Below are 17535 nucleotides of genomic sequence, written 5' to 3' on the forward strand. Positions count from 1 at the left end.
CCCGGCGTGGCGGGCCATACTCACTATTCGCCCTTCAATAACAACAAGTACCGGGTTGCCACCAACATGACTTATCAGCACAGCTACGCCCACTCCATTGCCGACCCTGCTGCCTTCTGGGCCGAACAGGCCGATCACTTGGCCTGGTACCGCAAACCTTCCCTGACCCTGCAGGAAAATGCCGACGGCACCCACCAGTGGTTTGCCGATGGCCGCCTGAACAGTTGCTACCTGGCCCTTGATAGGCAAATCGAACTGGGCCGTGGCGAGCAGACGGCGTTGCTCTACGACTCGCCCGTGACCGGCGTGCAGCAAGCTTTCACCTATAACCAGCTGCGTGACGAAGTAGCGCGCCTGGCCGGGTTGTTGCGCCAGTTGGGTGTGGGCAAAGGGGATGGCGTGATCATCTACATGCCGATGGTGCCACAGGCAGCCATGGCCATGCTTGCCTGTGCGCGGATCGGCGCCGTGCATTCGGTGGTATTCGGTGGCTTTGCCGCCAATGAACTGGCCCTGCGTATCGATGATGCGCGGCCAACGCTGCTGCTGACGGCATCCTGCGGCCTGGAATTCGACCGGGTGATCGAGTACAAGCCGCTGGTCGACCGTGCCCTGCAGGCCGCTCGCCATCAGCCTCGCCAGGTGCTGGTGCTGCAGAGGCCCCAGGCCCGCGCGCAGCTGCAACCAGGCCGTGATCTGGACTGGCAGCAGGCCTTGGTCGATGCCGAGCCGGTGGCACCCGTGGCGCTGGATGCCGGCGACCCGCTGTACATCATGTATACCTCCGGTACCACCGGCAAACCCAAGGGCATCGTCCGCGAAAATGGCGGCAACGCGGTCGCGCTTTGCTACGCGATGCGTCATATCTACGGCATGCAGGCTGGCGATGTGTGGTGGGGTATCTCCGATGTCGGCTGGGTGGTCGGCCATTCGCTGATCGTCTATGGGCCGCTGATGAGCGGCTGCACCACGGTGTTCTATGAGGGCAAGCCGATCCGCACGCCAGACGCTTCGGCGTACTGGCGGGTAGTCGAGCAGTACAAGGTCAATGCCTTGTTCTGCGCGCCCACCGCCATGCGTGCGATCCGCAAGGAAGACCCGGACGGCGAGCTGATCCGCAAGCATGACCTGAGCTCGCTGCGCCAGCTGTTCCTGGCCGGGGAAAAGCTCGATTCCAGTACCCATCAGTGGCTGGAGCGGGTGACTGGCAAACCGGTACACGACCATTGGTGGCAGACCGAAACCGGCTGGCCAGTGACCGCGCCTTGCGTGGGGCTGGAGGGCAGTGCGGCGCGGCCAGGTTCGAGCAACCGCGCGGTGCCGGGCTACCACGTACGTGTGCTGGATGATGACGGGCATCTACTCGGCCCAGACCAGCAAGGCGCCATCGTCATCGCCCTGCCGTTGCCGCCGGGGTGCAGCCAGACCTTGTGGGGCGACCATGAGCGTTACCTGCAGGCGTACCTGCAGACCTACCCGGGCTATTACCACACCGGTGACGGTGGTTATCTGGACGATGAAGGCTTTGTCTACATCATGGGCCGTACCGATGACGTGATAAACGTCTCCGGTCACCGCTTGTCCACGGGCGAGATGGAAGACCTGGTTGCACGTCACCCCGCAGTGGCCGAGTGTGCGGTGATTGGTGTGCATGACGAGATCAAGGGCCAGGTGCCGCTGGCGCTGGTGGTGCTCAAGGATGGCGAGGGTATTGCCGAGGCGCAGTTGCTGGTGGACCTGGTGGGCAGTGTGCGTGAGGAGATCGGTGCGCTGGCGTGCTTCAACCGGGTGCGACTGGTGAAGCGCTTGCCCAAGACTCGTTCGGGGAAAATCCTGCGGGCGGTGCTGCGCAAGATTGCCGATGGGCAGGCTTATGTGCCGCCTTCAACCCTGGATGACCCGGCGGTGCTGGGGGAAATCGAGGCGGTGCTGGCGGACCTGCCCAGGGCTGGCTGATGGGTTGACCTGGTCCGGCCTCTTCGGGGGCAAGCCCGCTTCTAGCGAGCGGGCTGTACACTCTGTGATGATTCGGACCTAAAGCGGATAGCGGGCAACGTACTCCCGCCCCCTTACCTCGATGACCTGCTGGCCTTCGTGCTCCAGCGTTAGCAGGGTATTGCTTTCTGGGAAATCAGGTGTCAGCAGCCAGCCTTGATTACCAAATGTGCTATCGACCTGGCCACTGTGGTTAAGGCGCAGAATTGCGACAGGCAATTCACCAGAGGGGTGGTGCGATTGAACAAAGCTAACGAGTACGCCTTCGTTATGGGGGGTGACAGCGATTGCTTTGGTGCGGTCGAAGTCGTCTCGAGCAAAAATGATTGCATTTCCGCCATTGAAACTTTGATCAGGACTGCCGTCCAGTTTCAGGCAGAACACAAATCCGCTATCTCCGGCGCTACCCACCACGTAAAGGCGGTCATCTACTTGTACTGCCGAATGAACGCTCAGATGAGCTATGTTCGGATGGCCCGGCAGGCGCTTGACTATCCATACACCCTGCTCGGCAAAGCTGGCAACTACAGCACCATGCTTGTCGCATGCACCCACCCATGCCTGCACATCATCGCCACCCACGCGATGCATGCCACAATAATAGAACCCCGCATGTTCAAGGCCCTCATAACGAGCAACCACTTCCAGGGTGAAAAGGTTACGGCCTTGCCAGTTGAAGAATCTGCGCATGCCTCCTTTGTTGAAAGAGGTATCTAGATTGCCTTGCATATCGAACTGCGCAAGGCCAGAGTTCACAGCCTGGCGAAGTTTTCCATCCGGAAATTGGGGGACGCTACCAGCATAGCCCTCGGATTTGTCAAGGCTTGCGTCCGTCGCTGCTGTGAGTGCGTCCGGCTCTGCCGGGTAACGGACCAGTTTGAATCCTTGCTTCCCAAAACTTCGGTCCAAAGCGCCAGAGTTCTTGTCCAGGCGGAAAATTGCAAAATGCTCGTTTATTCGAAGTGCAGCGCCGCAGACAATGTAATTATCGCTGATAACGAAGCACAGCCACCAGGCCGGTTCCCCAGGCATGGGGATCCGTACGGTGCCTAGATCTCCAAACGTATCGACCGCTTTGCCGTCAGGCGTGAGTTTGGTCAATACCATGATGTCGATGCCCTGGTCGTCGCGAGAGGCCCAGGAACTGTAGAAAAAACCGTCCACCAGATAGGGCGGGCGACTGATCGCCTCAGTTGGACGATCTCTAGGTAATTGCAGATAGATGCGGTTCCAGGAGTTTTGCTTGAGTTTCATGATGGGGGCCCTCTGTCTGTGAGCCTCCATAAAGAACCGAATGCGCGATACTGTCTGCTGGTAAAACTAACAGTTGACGACCAACAAAGCGCAAGAACTTCCGATCAGGTTGGGCCGAGCTGATGCAACTGCCCCAACCGGCTCCGGGTACGCATCAGGTCGGCCAGCGGCCCACCGAGGCTTTCTTCAAGCGGCCGCCGTCCGATCACGGTCACTTGCCGATCTTGGTCATACAGCACATCCACCAGGTTGACGAAGCGCTGCTGCGCCGCCAGCGAGCATTGCGCCAGATCATCCAGCCCATCGATGATCCACTCATCGTACTGCCCAGCCAGCACCAGGTAGTCGATCACTGCCGTGGCCTTTTCGCACAGGTCGTCAAAGGCCAGCACCACCCGCCGGCCATCGATGGCCAGGGCACGCAACGGGCGCTTGTTCACCCCCAGCACCACCGGCTGCTCATCCGGCACGTTCAGCGCCTGGCGCTGGGCCGCATTGCCCGGCCACACATAGTGCCCTTGGGTGAAACGCTGGTGCTCGCGGTTGGCCGGCAGGCTGCGAAAATCCGTGTCGCCGCCCACTTCGAGCACTTCCATCGAGCTGTTGATCAGGCGGATCACTGGCAGGAAGCGCTCGTGGTACAGCGGGTTGGGCAAAAGCCCTTCAGGTGCGTAGTTGGAAGTCACCAGAAGGAAGATGCCGCGGGCGAACAGGGCGTTGAACAACCGGGTCAGCAGCATGGCATCGCCGATGTCATGCACATGGAACTCGTCGAAGCACAGCACCTGGCAGTCGCCCAGCAGCTCATCGAGGGTCGCGCCCAGTGCATCGTCCAGCAGGCGGTGCTGGTGCATGCCTTGGTGCAGGCGGGCGAAAAAGTCGTGGAAGTGCAGGCGCCGCTTGGCCGCTACGGGTACCGCCTGGAAAAAGCCATCCAGCAACCAGCTCTTGCCACGGCCAACCGAGCCGTACAGGTAGAGGCTGCGAGGCTGGCCACCCTCCAGTTGTGCAAGCTGCGCGGCCATGCTGTCGATGACCCGGCGCTGGCCCTCGCTGAGCTGATAGCCGCGGCTGTGGGCCTTGTCCTCGAACCAGCTGAGCAGTTCGCTCTGGTTGGACGATGTGCCGCGCAAGCGCTGGCCAAGCTGGCGCAGCGGGGAAGGGATCCAGGCAGACAAAAGCTAAGCTCCTTGGGCAAAGGCAGGGCAGCGTGCAGCTTGCCCCAGGTGGGGCATTTTGACTAATAGATAAAGTGCCGGGCAATGATCGGCTGGCGAGATAGGTCGAGCGAACAGGCGTAGGCTGGAGGAGTGCAAAACAGAGGAGCAGCGGCCATGCTTGCCGATTTCGAGCTGGAGCGTTTCGTCGATTCACAGGACCGCGTTTACGACCAGGTCATGCAGGAGCTGCAGGCCGGGCGCAAGCGCAGCCACTGGATGTGGTACGTGTTCCCGCAGCTGGACGGCCTGGGCCACAGCATCATGGCCGAGCGCTATGCCTTGTCCGGCATCGACGAGGCGCGCGCCTACCTCGCTCATCCTGTGCTGGGGCCAAGGCTGGAAGCCTGTGTGACTGCCTTGGTGCAGCACAGCGACAAGAGCGCCCGTGAGGTCCTGGGCAGCCCCGACGATCTCAAGCTGCGCTCTTGCCTGACACTGTTCAGCCAGGCGGCGCCTGACCATCCGCTGTTCAAGCTTGGCCTGCTGCAGTTCTACGGCGGTGAACCGGACATGCGCACCTTGGCGCTGCTGGAGCGTTAGCTCAGGCCTTGCGCTCCAGTTGGCGCTCGATCATGTACTTCACGGCCAACCGGCGTTCCTTGAGATGGCGCAGGTCTTCGTCGACGAAATTGCCTGCCGAGATCGATTCGGCGGCCAGCACCTGGTTATCGATGTCCATGTACTCGTCGAGCAGGCGGTCGAGGGCCTTGTCCTGCTGGCGCCGCTGCTGGACGATTTCGCGCGGGTAGTGCAGGTCCTGGTAGAGGTCGTGAGAAACGGGCATGGGGTCCTCCTTGGTCAATGCAGTTCGTCTATCTGATTGGAAGGGAGGAATGCGATTGTGTTGAAGCGCAGCGCTGGAAAAACGACGGATGGTTGCCTTTAAGGCCCGTGAAAACCGCCCGCGAACACTAACTTGCTGTTTTAAGGCATTTTTTTTCACGTAGGGGGTTCACAGACCGAAACTTTGTTGTTAAAGTGCCGCGCATTCCAAGACAACAACCCAGTTGTCACCTAATTGGAATTGTCAGAGCAGCATCAGCTGCATCCGATACAGGGGCGTCGCCAAGCGGTAAGGCAGCAGGTTTTGATCCTGCCATGCGTTGGTTCGAATCCAGCCGCCCCTGCCATTTTCTCTCTTCAAATACAAAATTCCTTATTCAGTGCAGATGAACGTCGGCGCTGGAATTTGCCGTTTCTGTTTTCCTGCACTGGCCTCTTCGAGGCGTCGAACCGCCGCGAAGAGGCCGGTGCAGGCAACACAGGTCTAACCTGGCACCCGCAGCAGTTCATTCAACACCCTGGCCAGTTCATCCGCCTGCACCGGCTTCTGCACCACCAGGCTCCCTGGCAGTTCCAGCCCTTCCAACTCCGCATACCCGGTCAGAAACACCACCGGCAGCTGCGGATGTCGCTCGCGTGCCGCCAGGGCCAGCTGCCCGCCGTTGAATTCGGGCATGGCAAAGTCGGTCAGCAGCAGGTCGATACCGTCGTCCAGCAGTGCCAGCGCCTGCTCCCCACTGTGCGCCTGGCGTACCTGGTAGCCATACTGGCGCAGCACGTCACCGAGCATGTCGCGCACCAGATGGTCGTCATCCACCAGCAGTACCGTGCGGTCTCGGCCACTGTCATCGATCGAAAGGGTGGCAGTCGGCAGGACAGGGTCGACGGCCACTTCCTGCTTCACCGCTGGCAAGTACACCGCCACCTGGGTGCCATGCCCAGGCTCGGTATCGATGCGCACACCGCCGCCGGACTGCTTGGCGAAGCCGAACACCTGGGCCAGACCCAGGCCGGAGCCTTTGCCGATGTCCTTGGTGGTGAAGAACGGCTCGAACACCTTGGCCAGCACTTCTTCGCTCATGCCGCAGCCGGTGTCGCGGATGCTCAGCATCACGTACTCGCCCGGCTCCGGGTCTTCCGGGCGCTGTGGGCGGGCCTTGATCCGCGTGTTGCGGGTCGACAGGGTCAGCTGGCCGCCTTCTGGCATGGCGTCGCGGGCGTTGATCGCCAGGTTGAGGATGATCATCTCGGTCTGGGTCGGGTCGGTCAGCGCTTGCCACAGGCTGTGGTCCAGGTCCAGGCGCACCAGGATGTTGCCGCCGAGGGTGCGGCTCAACAGTTCCTCCAGGCCGGTAAGGGTGCGGTTCAGGTTCAGCGGCACCGGCTCCAGGCGCTGGCGGCGGGAGAAGGCGAGCAACTGCGAGGTCAGCTTGGCGCCGCGCTCACCGGCTTCGCGGATGTGCGTCAGGCGGCTGCGGGCCTTGTCCAGTTCACCCTTGGCCAGGTCGCGCTCAAGAAAGCTGGCGCCAGTGAGGATGACCGTGAGCAGGTTGTTGAAGTCGTGGGCGACGCCCGCAGTGAGCTGGCCGACGGCCTCCAGCCGCTGCATCTGCTGCAGCGCCGCCTCGATGCGTTCGCGCTCGGTGATCTGTTCGCGCAGGCGGGTGTTGGCTTCGGCAAGGCCGAGGGCGTTTTCCCGCTCGCTGGTGATGTCGCGCGCTACCACGTAGAGCAAGGTGTCTTCCGGCACCACCACCCAGGACAGCCAGCGCAACTGGCCGCTGGCATGCTGGATGCGGCCGACGAAGCGCGCGCTGCTACGGCCGTGGGCAAGGGCAGCCAGCTCGGTGAGCAGGGCTTCCTGGTCTGCCTCCGGCAGCAGGTGCAGCAGGGAAGTCTGGCTCAGGCGCTCGCGGGAAAATCCCAGGCTGGCTTCCCAAGCCGGGTTGAGGGCCACCGGGGTCAGGTCTTTGTTGAGCACCGCGAGCAAGTCCTGGGACAGCTCCCAGGCACGGTCGCGTTCACGGGTGCGGCGCTCGACCCGTTCGCCGAGCATTTCGTTGAGCTGCTTGAGCGCCTGGGTTGCCTGGCGCTGGGTATGGATGTCCTGCAGTACACCGGAAAACCGCGTGCACTGGCCGTCGACGAATTGGCACTGGCCGCTGCTGAGCAGCCAGCGCGGTTCCAGGCCTTTGGGTTGGGCGATGCGGAATTCGACCCGGTACAGGCCGTCGCTGTCCGGGCGCATGGCTTGTTCAACGGCATCGCGCACCTTGGGCTGGTCGTCGGGGTAGATGCCGGCATAAAACACCTGCAGGTCCATCTCGGTATCGACCGGCAGGCCGAACAAGGTCTTGCAGCGGTCGTCCCAGATCAGCTGGCCCTGTTGCGGGCGGAAGTCCCAGGTGCCCATGCCGGCGGCATCGATGGCAATGCGCGCGCGTGCTTCGACATCGGCCAGGGCTTCCTCCGCGCGGCGACGGCGCTGGCGCTCCTGCACTTCGGTGAGGGCCCGGCGCACGGCTTTGGGGAGCAGTGGCAGGTTTTTCTTCAGCACATAATCGGTGGCGCCCAGGCGGATCATTTCCACCGCATGTTCTTCGCCATAGATGCCCGAGAGGAAGATGAACGGCGTGTCGGGTGCCAGGCGCTGGGCGATGGCCAGCACATCGGTGCCGGACGAGCCGGGCAGCACGCAGTCGCACAGGATCAGGTCGAAGTCGGCCTGAAGCAGCGCGTGCTCGAACCCGACGTGGTCGAACACCAGCCGCGATTGCACCTGCAACCCACTGCGCTCGAGGCACATCAGGGTCAGCTCGGCGTCCATCGAGCTGTCTTCGACCATCAACAATTTCAGCGGTGTCGGCAACATCTTGGTGCAGGCCTCAGTTGCTGCCGCGCCGGTTCAGGCGCAGTGAGCCGGGTGGCGGCTCGTTGAGCACCGCCCAGAACACGCCCAGGTCGGAAATCGCCGCGACGAACTCCTTGAACTCCACGGGCTTGACCACGTAGGCATTGACCCCCAGCTCATAGGCGCGCAGCAGGTCTGGCTCTTCACGCGAAGAGGTCAGCATCACTGTCGGGATGCTGCGCAGCTCTGCGGTGGCGCGTACTTCCTTGAGCACTTCCAGGCCATCGACCTTGGGCAGTTTGAGGTCCAGCAGCAGGACCGCCGGGTTGCCATCGTCGCGATTGGCGTAAGCGTTGCGCCGCAGCAGGTAGTCGAGGGCGTCGGCGCCGTCACGCAAGACGATGACTTCGTTGGCCAACTGGCTGCGCTCCAGGGCCAGGAGCGTCAGCTCCAGGTCCCGGGGGTTGTCTTCGACCAGCAGGATGGGCTTGAGCATGGTAATACGGGTACCTCAGGTAGTTGCCGGGTGGCGCGGCAGAGTGAAGTGGAAGCTGGCGCCCTGATCGACCTGACCTTCGGCCCAGACCCGCCCGTCATGGCGCTCGATGATCCGCCGCACGCTGGCCAGGCCGATGCCGGTGCCTTCGAAGTCTTCCATGCGGTGCAGGCGCTGGAACACCCCGAACAGCTTGTTGGCGTAGGCCATGTCGAAGCCTACACCATTGTCGCGAATGTACACCTCGGTCTCGCCCTGGTGCTGGCGGGCGCGGATCGTGATGTGGGCGGGTTCACGGCCACGGGTGTATTTGATGGCATTGGCGATCAGGTTGTGCAAGGCCATGTTGATGAACGCCGGGTCGGCGATCACCTTGGGCAGCGGCGCGATGTTCCAGACGATTTCGCGGCCCTGGTAGTCGGGTGCCAGCTCCTGGCGGATGGCTTCGACCAGTGCGTTCAGGTCGACATCCGACAAGCGCAGCGCCGAGCGGCCCATCTGCGAAAAATTGAGCAGGTTGTCGACCAGGCTGCCTGCGAAGCTCGCGGCTTCTTCGATGTGCTGCAGGAAGCGCCGGCCGCGCTCGCTCAGGCCGTGGCCTTCGATTTCGCCCAGCAGCTCTGAGTAGCCAGCGATGTGCCGCAAGGGCGCACGCAGGTCGTGGGACACACTGTAGGAAAAGGCCTCAAGTTCCTTGTTCGAGCGGCGCAGCTCATTGGCCAGCTGCGCCAGTTCCTCAGCCTTGCGCAGGACGATGCCGAGCACCGCCGTGCGCAGTTCGAGCACGCCTTCGATGACCAGCGGGTCCCACGGCTCGCAATAGCCACTGACCTGCTCCTGCCAATGTTCGAAGCTGTGCCGCGGGTTGAGCGCGCCCTGGGGGCCGACTTCCTTGTCGGGTCGCCCGGCCCAGTTGACCGTGCGCACCTGTTCGGGGCGAAACCACAGCAGGTAGTGCGAATGGATTTGCGAGATGGCCACCGCCAGCACGCCGCCGGCATGGGCCGCGAGCTCTGGCAGCTCATCGATGTCACGGCGCAGGTTGTCGCTGTGGAACACCGTCTCATCGCCGCGCCGGGTCAGCCAGTGCACCAGTGCCGTGACTTGTGCGGCTGGTGGCGTCTGGCCGATCAGGTCGCAGCGCTCGGCAGAAATCACTGCTGCGCCGCTGGCGTTGGCGAACGCCAGCAGCACCTCGGGCAGGTCACGCAGGCCATCGCTGACGCTCTCGTGGTCGGCCATCGACGAGATCATGCGCACGATATGCTGGCGCAGGTCGAGCAGCTGGCGGGTCCTGGCGTGCGACTCGCGGCTTTCGATCTGCAGTGACAGCACGCTGGCCAGCAATTCGCAGGCGGTGCGGGTGCGCAGCTCGACCGCGCGCGGCTGGGCGTGGTGGCAGGAGATCAGGCCCCAGAGCTGCCCATCGACCACGATCGACAACGACATCGACGCCAGGGTGCCCATGTTGCGCATGTACTGCAGGTGCACTGGCGACACGCTGCGCAGGGCGGCGAAGCTCATGTCCAAGGGCTTGCCGGTGCGCGGGTTGGTCGCAGGCAGCAGCGGCGAGGCCTGGTAGTTGGCATCCTCGATCACGCGGATGCGGTTGACCCGGTACAGGTCGCGGGCCTGGCGCGGGATGTCCGAGGCCGGGAAGCACAGGCCAAGGTAGCGCGGGTAACCGGCGTCGGCGAGTTCGGCCAGCACCTGGCCATTGCCCTCGGCATCGAAGCGGTAGGCCTTGACCCGACCGAAGCCGGTGACGCGCTTGACCTGCACCACGCACTGCTGCAACAGCTCTTCCAGGCTGTCGGTGTTGTGCAGGCTGCTGACGAAACCGCGCACCAATGGGTAGTAGTCGCCCTGGTCGGCCAGGTCGGCGGGTGGGCGCAAGGGTTCGAATTCGGCGATCAGCACCTGGTCGTGGCGGTGGGTGAGCAGGCGCAGGGTGCCGGCGAAGGGGGCGCCTTGGCGCAAGCGCACGTCGCCGATATGAAACGGGAATGCCTCTTCGTCCGGCAGGCGTTCGAGCTGGGTGTGCAAGTCGAAGTTTTCGCTGACCACGTCGGCGAAGTTGCAGCCGATCAGCTCCCGCGCAGGCACGCCCAACCAGCGTTCGATGTTCTCGCTGGCCTGGAGGATGCGCAGGTCGCATTCATCCAGCACCAGCAGAAAGCCGTGCGGCTGAATGCTGCCGGGTATCTGGATCGGCTCCTGGGCGCAGCGCTCCACGGCTGCGGCGAGCGCGTTGTCTGCAGTCGTCAATGGAAACGCTCCTGTCGATTTTGTTCCATGCATGCCGCATGCATCTGATGCCGGCGATTGGCTGTCAGGCACCGTACCAGAATGTTGGCCGCTTTACCGGCCCATGGCCATTGGAGGCATGGGATGGCCAGGGGTTCGCCTGGGTTGAGAAATTTCTTGCCGGTTCGCTAGCGCTTTGTCGTTAGCCCAAAAGAATGGCATGCCGCCATCACGGTTCTGCCACCTGCTGCTACGCTCAAACTCACAGTAGAAGAACAAGGAACATCCAGTGACGGAACGCTTTGTGGCCGCGCTGTTTGGCCTATTGTTGAGCGGCAGTGCCGTAGCGGCGGACTTCCTGGTCGAGGTGCGGGTGCTGGTGCAGCGTGGCTGCATGCTGGTCACCCAGCCGCGTGACGCGGGCGCCCAGGCCCTGGGTCTTATCGACCTGGGCAGTGCCGCTCGTCTGGACGGCCTTGATGCGCCATTGAGTGGCGTATTGCTCAACAAGCGCCCACCACGCCTGGAATGCAACCCCGACACGCCTTATCAGGTGCGTGTCGACGGCGGCCAGCACGGTGGTGTCGGCGAATTGCGATTCCTCGCCAGTGAAGATGCCAAGGCCAGGCCGATCCCCTATCGCCTGTACCGCGATGCTGCCTGGCGCGAGCCGGTGGTCGTCGGTGAGCCCCATGCTGCACGCGTACCGGACAGCGGTTCGGTTGTACTGCCGCTGTACGCCCGTATCGACAAGCTGGCCTGGGTGCCACGGGCCGGGCAGTACGCCGATCTGCTGAAAATTACCGTCACCTGGTAGCGAGGCCGCCATGCACAAGGACGTCATGCCATGAACCGCACTTCGCTCCTGTTGCTCAGCCTTGGCCCACTGCTGTTGCCCAGCGGCGCGGTGCATGGCACCACCACCGGGTTCATCCAGGCGCGCCTGGTGATCAGCGCCGCCTGCCAGATCAACAGCGGCGACCAGCCGCCCGCCACCTTGGGCAACCCTGGCCTGATGGATTTTGGCCAGCGCGGCCCGAACTGGGATGCGCCGCTGCGCAGCCGGGTTGACGAGGCGGGCGGAGAAGGCAGCTTGCAGATCAGTTGCACGCCCGAGGTGCGGGCTTTCAATGTGCGCATCAATGGTGGCCTGAATGGCGACGATGGTGTGCGTCGGCTCAGCAATGGCCGCGAAATGATCCCCTATCAGCTGGCGGTCGACCCCGGTGGCAACAGCCGCTACGGCATCGGCCAGGCCCGTGCCTTCACCATCAGCAGCACCGAGCAGATCCCGATCCCCATCTACGGCGTAGTGGTGGCGCAACCGCGCTCGCTGCCGGCCGGGCTGTACCGCGACACCCTGAGAGTGACCCTGGACTGGTAAACGACGCAAGGAGACTCCGATGCGAACGACTTTCACCCGCTGCATGCTCGCCGGCTTCGGCCTGGCCATGGCAGTTCACGCCCAGGCCGCCACGGTGACCGGGAACATCACCTCGACCCTGACCCTGACCTCGGCTTGCCAGGTCAACGGCGCCGGCGGCACCACGGGGCTTAACTTCGGTAACCTGAATTTCGGTACCACCGATGCCCTGTTCACTACTGCCAACGCCCAAGTGCTGGGTGGTGGCGGCGGTGCCATGAGCATCCTGTGCTCGGCCGGCACGGTGCCGGTGATCAAGGTGCGTGCCGGGACCCATGATGGCCAGTCGAGCGGCGGCACCCGGGCCCTGGCCGATGGAGCCGGCAACTTCGTCCCGTACGACTTCTATACCGATGCAGGGCGAACCCAGTTGCTGGCGGTCGACGGCACTATCACCTTGCCAACCAGTACCGGCGTGGCGCAGACCGTCAACCTGTACGGCCAGGCGCGCGGCAAGGCGGGCCTGCCGGCAGGTACGTATACCGACACGGTTGCCGTCGAGCTGTCGTTCTGAGCCATGTGCGCCTGCATGCGCGCCTGGCTCGGCGGGTGTCTGGCGGGGGCCGGCATGTTGCTTGCCGCGCCTCTGGATGCGGCTACCAGCAGCACCTTCCAGGTGAGCGCACAGATCGTTGCCGGCTGCCTGGTGGTGGGTGGTGTGACCAGCTATGGCGTGCTCGATTTCGGCACCCAGTCGGCGCTGGCCACCAGCACCCTCAGTACCTCCCTGGGAGGGACCACGGTGACCTTCCAGTGCACGCCAGGGGTGGCCCTGAGCATGAGCCTGGACGGCGGCCAGAACAGCGCCAGTGGCACGCGCAACCTCAAGCGCACCGGCGGCACACAAGTGCTGGCCTACCAGTTGTACCGGGACGCGGCCTTCAGCCAGGCCCTGGGCATCGGCCAGAGCGTGACGGTGAGTTACACGGATGCCACAGCTATCAAATTGCCGGTGTATGGCCGTACCCAGTTGCCCGGCACCTTGCCGGCCGGGACCTACACCGATGTGGTGCAAGTATCGGTGACCTGGTGAACACATCAGCACCCAAGAAAAAGAAACCAAGGAGAGTGGCATGGGGGTAGGCGCGAAGTGGGCGCAGGGTCTGATCGGTTTGTTGCTATTGGCGAGCCTGCCGGTGAAGGCAGCCACTTCAGTGCTGATCTGGCCGATTGACCCGGTGCTGGAGGCCGACCAGAAGGCCGGCGCGCTGTGGCTGGAGAATCGCGGCTCGGCCCCGGCGAGCCTGCAGGTTCGAGTGTTTGCCTGGCGTCAGGGCGACTATCAGGAGCAGTACCAGGCCCAGCGCGAAATCATCGGTAGCCCGCCGGTGGCCAACATCCCCCCAGGTCAGAAGCAGCTGATCCGCCTGACCCGCACCGGCAGCTCGCCAGCCGGCCAGGAGCAGGCCTACCGGATCATCATCGATGAAATCCCTTCGCCCTTGCCGGCCGATGCTGGCAGCTCGGGTACCACGGCAGCGATCCGCCTGCAGATGCGCTATTCCGTGCCGCTGTTCGTCTACGGCGAGGGGCTGTGGGGCAAGGCCGACCCGGAAGGCAAGCGCAATGCCGCCGGGGTGGGCACGCCGCAGCTGAGCTGGCGCCCGGTGACGGTGCAGGGCAAACCCTATGTGGAAATGCGCAACACCGGCCCGGTGCATGCGCGCCTGACCGATGTGGTGGTGCAGCAGGGCGGCCAGGCCAAGCCTTTGGCCGAAGGCCTGCTCGGCTATGTATTGCCAGGTGCCAGCATGCGCTGGCCGGCGCCGGTGGCGCCAAGCGCTGGCAGCGTGATCAAGGGGAGGGTGAACGGCCAGGAAACGGCCGAAGCGATCCGGCAAGGGCAATGAGCCCGCCGCCGTATGAAGGGCAAGGGCCATGGAGGACCTGGCAATGGTCGGAATCCGTGTGTGAGATGGCTGTCGCGGGCTTCGCGCCGCTGGTGCCTGGGGCTGACCTTGTTCGGCCCCTGCCTTGCGCTGGCCGACGACCTGCCACCGCCGCCCGGCGAGTCCATGGCCATCGCCGACGCCACGCTGTACCTGGACCTGCTGGTGAACCAGATGCCCAGGGCTGAGCTGGTGCCGGTGCAGCAACGCGCCGGGCGCCTGTACCTGGACAACGACGTGCTGCGCAGCCTCGGCGTCAAGCTGCCGGGCGACCCGCAGGGTGAGGTGGCGCTGGACGATGTGGCGGGCCTGCATGCCGATTACGACAGCCAGAACCAGCGCCTGCTGCTGCAGGTGCCACCGGCCTGGCTGCCGGACCAGCAGGTCGGCGACCGCGGCCTGTACCCGGCCAGCGAGGCGCGCAGCAGCTTTGGCGCCTTGTTCAACTACGATCTGTACCTCAACGACACCGACGACGGCGGTTCCTACCTGGCCGCCTGGAACGAGCTGCGCCTGTTCGACAGCTGGGGCACGTTCTCGAGCACCGGCCAGTGGCGTCAGTCGTTCAATGGTGCGCAGGATGACAGCCGCCAGGGCTTCCTGCGCTACGACACCACCTGGCGCTTCACCGACGAACAACGCCTGCTGACCTACGAGGCCGGCGACTTCGTTACCGGGGCCTTGCCCTGGACCAGCTCGGTACGGGTTGGCGGCATTCAGCTGTCGCGAGACTTTGGCGCGCGCCCAGACCTGGTCACCTACCCCTTGCCGGCGTTTGCCGGTGAAGCGGCGGTGCCGACCTCGCTGGACCTGTTCATCAATGGCTACAAGTCCAGCACCACCGAATTGCAGCCAGGCCCGTACACCCTGACCAACGTACCGTTCATCAACGGTGCCGGCGAGGCAGTGGTGGTGACCACTGACGCCCTTGGCCGGCAGGTGTCCACCACCTTGCCGTTCTACGTCACCAGCAGCCTGCTGCAAAAAGGCCTGTCGGACTTCTCGGTGGCCGCCGGCAGCCTGCGTCGCGACTATGCCGTGGAAGACTTCGGCTACGGCACCGGTGTTGCCTCGGCTAGCCTGCGCCACGGCATCAGCGACAATTTCACCCTGGAAACCCATGCCGAGACCGCCGACTCGCTGCTGCTCGGTGGCCTGGGCGGCAACATGCGCGTGGGCACGTTCGGCGTGCTCAATGCGGCCTTGGCGCAGAGCCAGTTCGAAGGTGAGAAGGGCCACCAGGTCGCCCTCGGCTACCAGTACAACAGCCAGCGTTTCGGCTTCAACTATCAGCGCCTGCAACGCTACGGCGAGTATGCCGACCTTACCCGCGTCGACATACCCGACATGCAGCTGAGCCAGCGTAGCGAGCAGGTGACCCTCAGCGTCAACCTCAACCAGTACGGCAGCCTGGGCGCCGGCTATTTCGATGTTCGCGCCGGCGACGGCACGCGCACCCGGCTGATCAACCTGAGCTGGAGCAAGCCGCTGTGGGGTAACAGCAGCCTGTACCTGTCGGCCAACCGCGAGGTCGGCGACAGTCACTGGGCCGTGCAGGCGCAGGTGGTGATCCCGTTCGATTTCGGCAGCACCCTGGCGGTGAGCACCGAGCGCAGCAAGGACGGCGAGAGCCTGCAACGGGTCAACTACAGCCGCGCCGTACCAGTGGGCGGTGGCGTGGGCTACAACCTCGGCTATGCCAGCGGCAGCGACCGCGATGCCTATCGCCAGGCCGACGTCACCTGGCGCATGCAGTCGGTGCAGTTGCAGGCCGGCGTGTACGGCAGCAGCGGCGAGATGACCCGCTGGGCCGATGCCAGTGGTTCGCTGGTGTGGATGGATTCCGGCGTATACGCCGCCAACCGCATCGATGATGCCTTTGTGGTGGTCAGCACCAGCGGCTACGCCGACGTGCCGGTGCGCTACGAGAACCAGGAAATCGGCCGCACCGACCGCAGCGGTCACCTGTTGGTGCCGTACAGCAGCGGCTATTACCGCGGCAAGTACGAGATCGACCCGATGAACCTGCCGCCCGACGTGCTGGCCGCCGAAGTCGAGCAACGGGTGGCAGTGCGCCGTGGCAGCGGCTACCTGCTGGAATTCCCGCTCAAGCGGGTGCTGGCGGCGAGCATCGAGCTGGTCGATGGCAACCAGCAACCCTTGAAGCTCGGAAGCAAGGTCACCCACCAGGAAAGCGGCAGCCAGGCCGTGGTCGGTTGGGACGGCCTGGTTTACCTGGAGAACCTGTCGCCGCACAACCGCCTGCAGGTAATGCTGGAAGGAGGAGGGCAGTGCCTGGTCGAATTCGATTTGCCCGATACGCAAGGTACAGTCCCGCTGATCGGCCCGCTGGTGTGCCGATGAAGCGGCTATGGTGTGCGCTGTTGATGCTGCCTGCGGGTTCCGCCTGGGCATTGTGTTCGTCCGTGCCCACGTTGCCGGCGGCGTTCGGGACGATCAACTCGACCCTGGTACGTACCACTGTGCAGACCGCTTCGTCGACCAACTCGGGGCTGCAGTGCACGGGGTCCCTGCTGAGCCTGCTGACCTCTACCGACCACTTCAACGCCACCATCACCTCGGCCACGGGCACCAGCGGCCTGGTCGGCCCCACCGGCGACGTCATCGGCTACACCCTGTACGCCGATAACAGTACCAACTACCCGATCAGCCGCGGCGTGCAGTTCGACTTCGCCCGCAACGGCATCCTCGACCTGCTCGGCCTGCTGGGCGGCACCACGCCCAAGTCCGTGCCGCTTTACTTGCGCACCCAGGTCGGCAGCAACGTCGCGGCAGGTCTGTACCAGGAAAACCTCACGGTTGCCTGGAGCTGGAACTACTGCTCCGGCATCGGCGTTGGCGCCATCTGCCTGGGGCGTGACATCGGCTCAGGGACCCAGAACCTGACTGTCACCCTGACCGTGAGCAACGACTGCCAGATCACCACACCCAACATCAGCTTCGGCAGCGCGCCGGTGGTGGCCGGGTTCGGTACGGTAAGCCAGAGCGTGAGCCTGTCGTGCACCAAAGGCAGTGCCTATACGGTGGGCTTGAATGATGGGGAGAACGTATCGGGCGGGCGGCGACGGATGAAGTCCTCGGCGGGCAACTACCTGGCGTATGACATCTTCAAGAGCGCAGGGACTGTGCCCTGGGGGTCGCTGACTACCGCCCGGCGCTCGAGCAGCGATGCTGACGTGAACCCAGGCAACGGGACGGGGACGGGTAGCCAGATATTCAACTACAACGCCAAGGTCTATACCGACCAGACTACGCCGCCGGCGGCGAGTTACCTCGACAATGTGATTCTGGATGTGCAGTTCTGAAGGTGCAAACCTGTATCGGCCCCTTCGCGGGTAAACCCGCGAAGAGGCCAG

The 17535-nt window shown here is 63.9% G+C and carries 15 protein-coding genes and 1 tRNA gene; 10 read left to right on the forward strand and 6 right to left on the reverse strand.

What is annotated here, in order from left to right; all coding sequences use genetic code 11:
* The first annotated feature begins 66 nt into the window (after nucleotides 1-66).
* Nucleotides 67-1956: a propionyl-CoA synthetase gene (locus tag BUQ73_RS07305; RefSeq protein WP_079230497.1), complete on the forward strand. Its 1890-nt coding sequence runs from the start codon at nucleotides 67-69 to the stop codon at nucleotides 1954-1956.
* 78 nt (nucleotides 1957-2034) lie between these two features.
* On the opposite strand, the gene BUQ73_RS07310 is transcribed toward BUQ73_RS07305, so the two are convergent.
* A complete protein-coding gene (locus BUQ73_RS07310) occupies nucleotides 2035-3249 on the reverse strand; it encodes a hypothetical protein (protein WP_079227237.1) in 1215 nt (404 codons plus the stop codon).
* A 104-nt stretch (nucleotides 3250-3353) separates the two neighbouring features.
* Nucleotides 3354-4427 carry a cell division protein ZapE gene (gene zapE, locus BUQ73_RS07315; protein WP_079227238.1) on the reverse strand — a complete coding sequence of 358 codons (1074 nt, stop codon included), beginning with the start codon at nucleotides 4425-4427 and terminating at the stop codon, nucleotides 3354-3356.
* A 156-nt stretch (nucleotides 4428-4583) separates the two neighbouring features.
* Here zapE and BUQ73_RS07320 point away from each other — a divergent pair, with 156 nt between their 5' ends.
* Nucleotides 4584-5009 (forward strand): DUF1810 domain-containing protein, encoded by a 426-nt coding sequence (locus BUQ73_RS07320; RefSeq protein ID WP_079227239.1) that lies wholly within the window; start codon nucleotides 4584-4586, stop codon nucleotides 5007-5009.
* A gap of 1 nt (nucleotide 5010) precedes the next feature.
* Here BUQ73_RS07320 and BUQ73_RS07325 read toward each other — a convergent pair whose 3' ends face one another.
* Nucleotides 5011-5253 carry a hypothetical protein gene (locus BUQ73_RS07325; RefSeq protein WP_012271609.1) on the reverse strand — a complete coding sequence of 81 codons (243 nt, stop codon included), beginning with the start codon at nucleotides 5251-5253 and terminating at the stop codon, nucleotides 5011-5013.
* Between the two features lie 271 nt (nucleotides 5254-5524).
* Between BUQ73_RS07325 and BUQ73_RS07330 the strand changes: the two genes are divergently transcribed.
* Nucleotides 5525-5599, forward strand: a tRNA-Gln gene (locus BUQ73_RS07330).
* A 137-nt stretch (nucleotides 5600-5736) separates the two neighbouring features.
* Here BUQ73_RS07330 and BUQ73_RS07335 read toward each other — a convergent pair.
* From BUQ73_RS07335 to BUQ73_RS07345, 3 genes are read right to left on the reverse strand one after another with little or no spacing between them, the layout of a single operon-like run.
* Entirely contained in the window at nucleotides 5737-8124 is a 2388-nt protein-coding gene (locus BUQ73_RS07335; RefSeq protein ID WP_079227240.1) for a hybrid sensor histidine kinase/response regulator, read from the reverse strand.
* A gap of 13 nt (nucleotides 8125-8137) precedes the next feature.
* Complete coding sequence (locus BUQ73_RS07340) at nucleotides 8138-8599, reverse strand: response regulator (protein WP_079227241.1); 462 nt, start codon at nucleotides 8597-8599, stop codon at nucleotides 8138-8140.
* Nucleotides 8600-8614: 15 nt separating this feature from the next.
* Nucleotides 8615-10900, reverse strand: a complete 2286-nt coding sequence (locus tag BUQ73_RS07345) for an ATP-binding protein (protein WP_079227242.1) — start codon at nucleotides 10898-10900, stop codon at nucleotides 8615-8617.
* Between the two features lie 235 nt (nucleotides 10901-11135).
* Here BUQ73_RS07345 and BUQ73_RS07350 point away from each other — a divergent pair, with 235 nt between their 5' ends.
* The 7 genes from BUQ73_RS07350 (at nucleotide 11136) to BUQ73_RS07380 (ending at nucleotide 17484) form a co-directional block, all read left to right on the forward strand.
* Nucleotides 11136-11663 (forward strand): spore coat U domain-containing protein, encoded by a 528-nt coding sequence (locus BUQ73_RS07350; RefSeq protein WP_079227243.1) that lies wholly within the window; start codon nucleotides 11136-11138, stop codon nucleotides 11661-11663.
* A 30-nt stretch (nucleotides 11664-11693) separates the two neighbouring features.
* Nucleotides 11694-12230, forward strand: coding sequence for a spore coat U domain-containing protein (locus tag BUQ73_RS07355; protein ID WP_079227244.1), 537 nt, complete (start codon nucleotides 11694-11696; stop codon nucleotides 12228-12230).
* Between the two features lie 19 nt (nucleotides 12231-12249).
* Entirely contained in the window at nucleotides 12250-12783 is a 534-nt protein-coding gene (locus tag BUQ73_RS07360; protein ID WP_079227245.1) for a spore coat U domain-containing protein, read from the forward strand.
* Between the two features lie 15 nt (nucleotides 12784-12798).
* The gene (locus BUQ73_RS07365) at nucleotides 12799-13302 is read left to right on the forward strand and encodes a spore coat U domain-containing protein (RefSeq protein WP_079227246.1); all 504 of its coding nucleotides are present in this window, start codon (nucleotides 12799-12801) and stop codon (nucleotides 13300-13302) included.
* A gap of 40 nt (nucleotides 13303-13342) precedes the next feature.
* Entirely contained in the window at nucleotides 13343-14119 is a 777-nt protein-coding gene (locus BUQ73_RS07370) for a molecular chaperone (RefSeq protein WP_079227247.1), read from the forward strand.
* Nucleotides 14120-14284: 165 nt separating this feature from the next.
* Nucleotides 14285-16522: a fimbria/pilus outer membrane usher protein gene (locus BUQ73_RS07375; protein ID WP_416171819.1), complete on the forward strand. Its 2238-nt coding sequence runs from the start codon at nucleotides 14285-14287 to the stop codon at nucleotides 16520-16522.
* A complete protein-coding gene (locus tag BUQ73_RS07380) occupies nucleotides 16519-17484 on the forward strand; it encodes a spore coat U domain-containing protein (protein ID WP_079227249.1) in 966 nt (321 codons plus the stop codon). Before BUQ73_RS07375 ends, BUQ73_RS07380 begins: the two co-directional genes overlap by 4 nt.
* Nucleotides 17485-17535: the final 51 nt, after the last annotated feature.

The sequence above is a fragment of the Pseudomonas putida genome (assembly GCF_002025705.1).
In the GTDB taxonomy this organism is placed as follows: domain Bacteria; phylum Pseudomonadota; class Gammaproteobacteria; order Pseudomonadales; family Pseudomonadaceae; genus Aquipseudomonas; species Aquipseudomonas putida_J.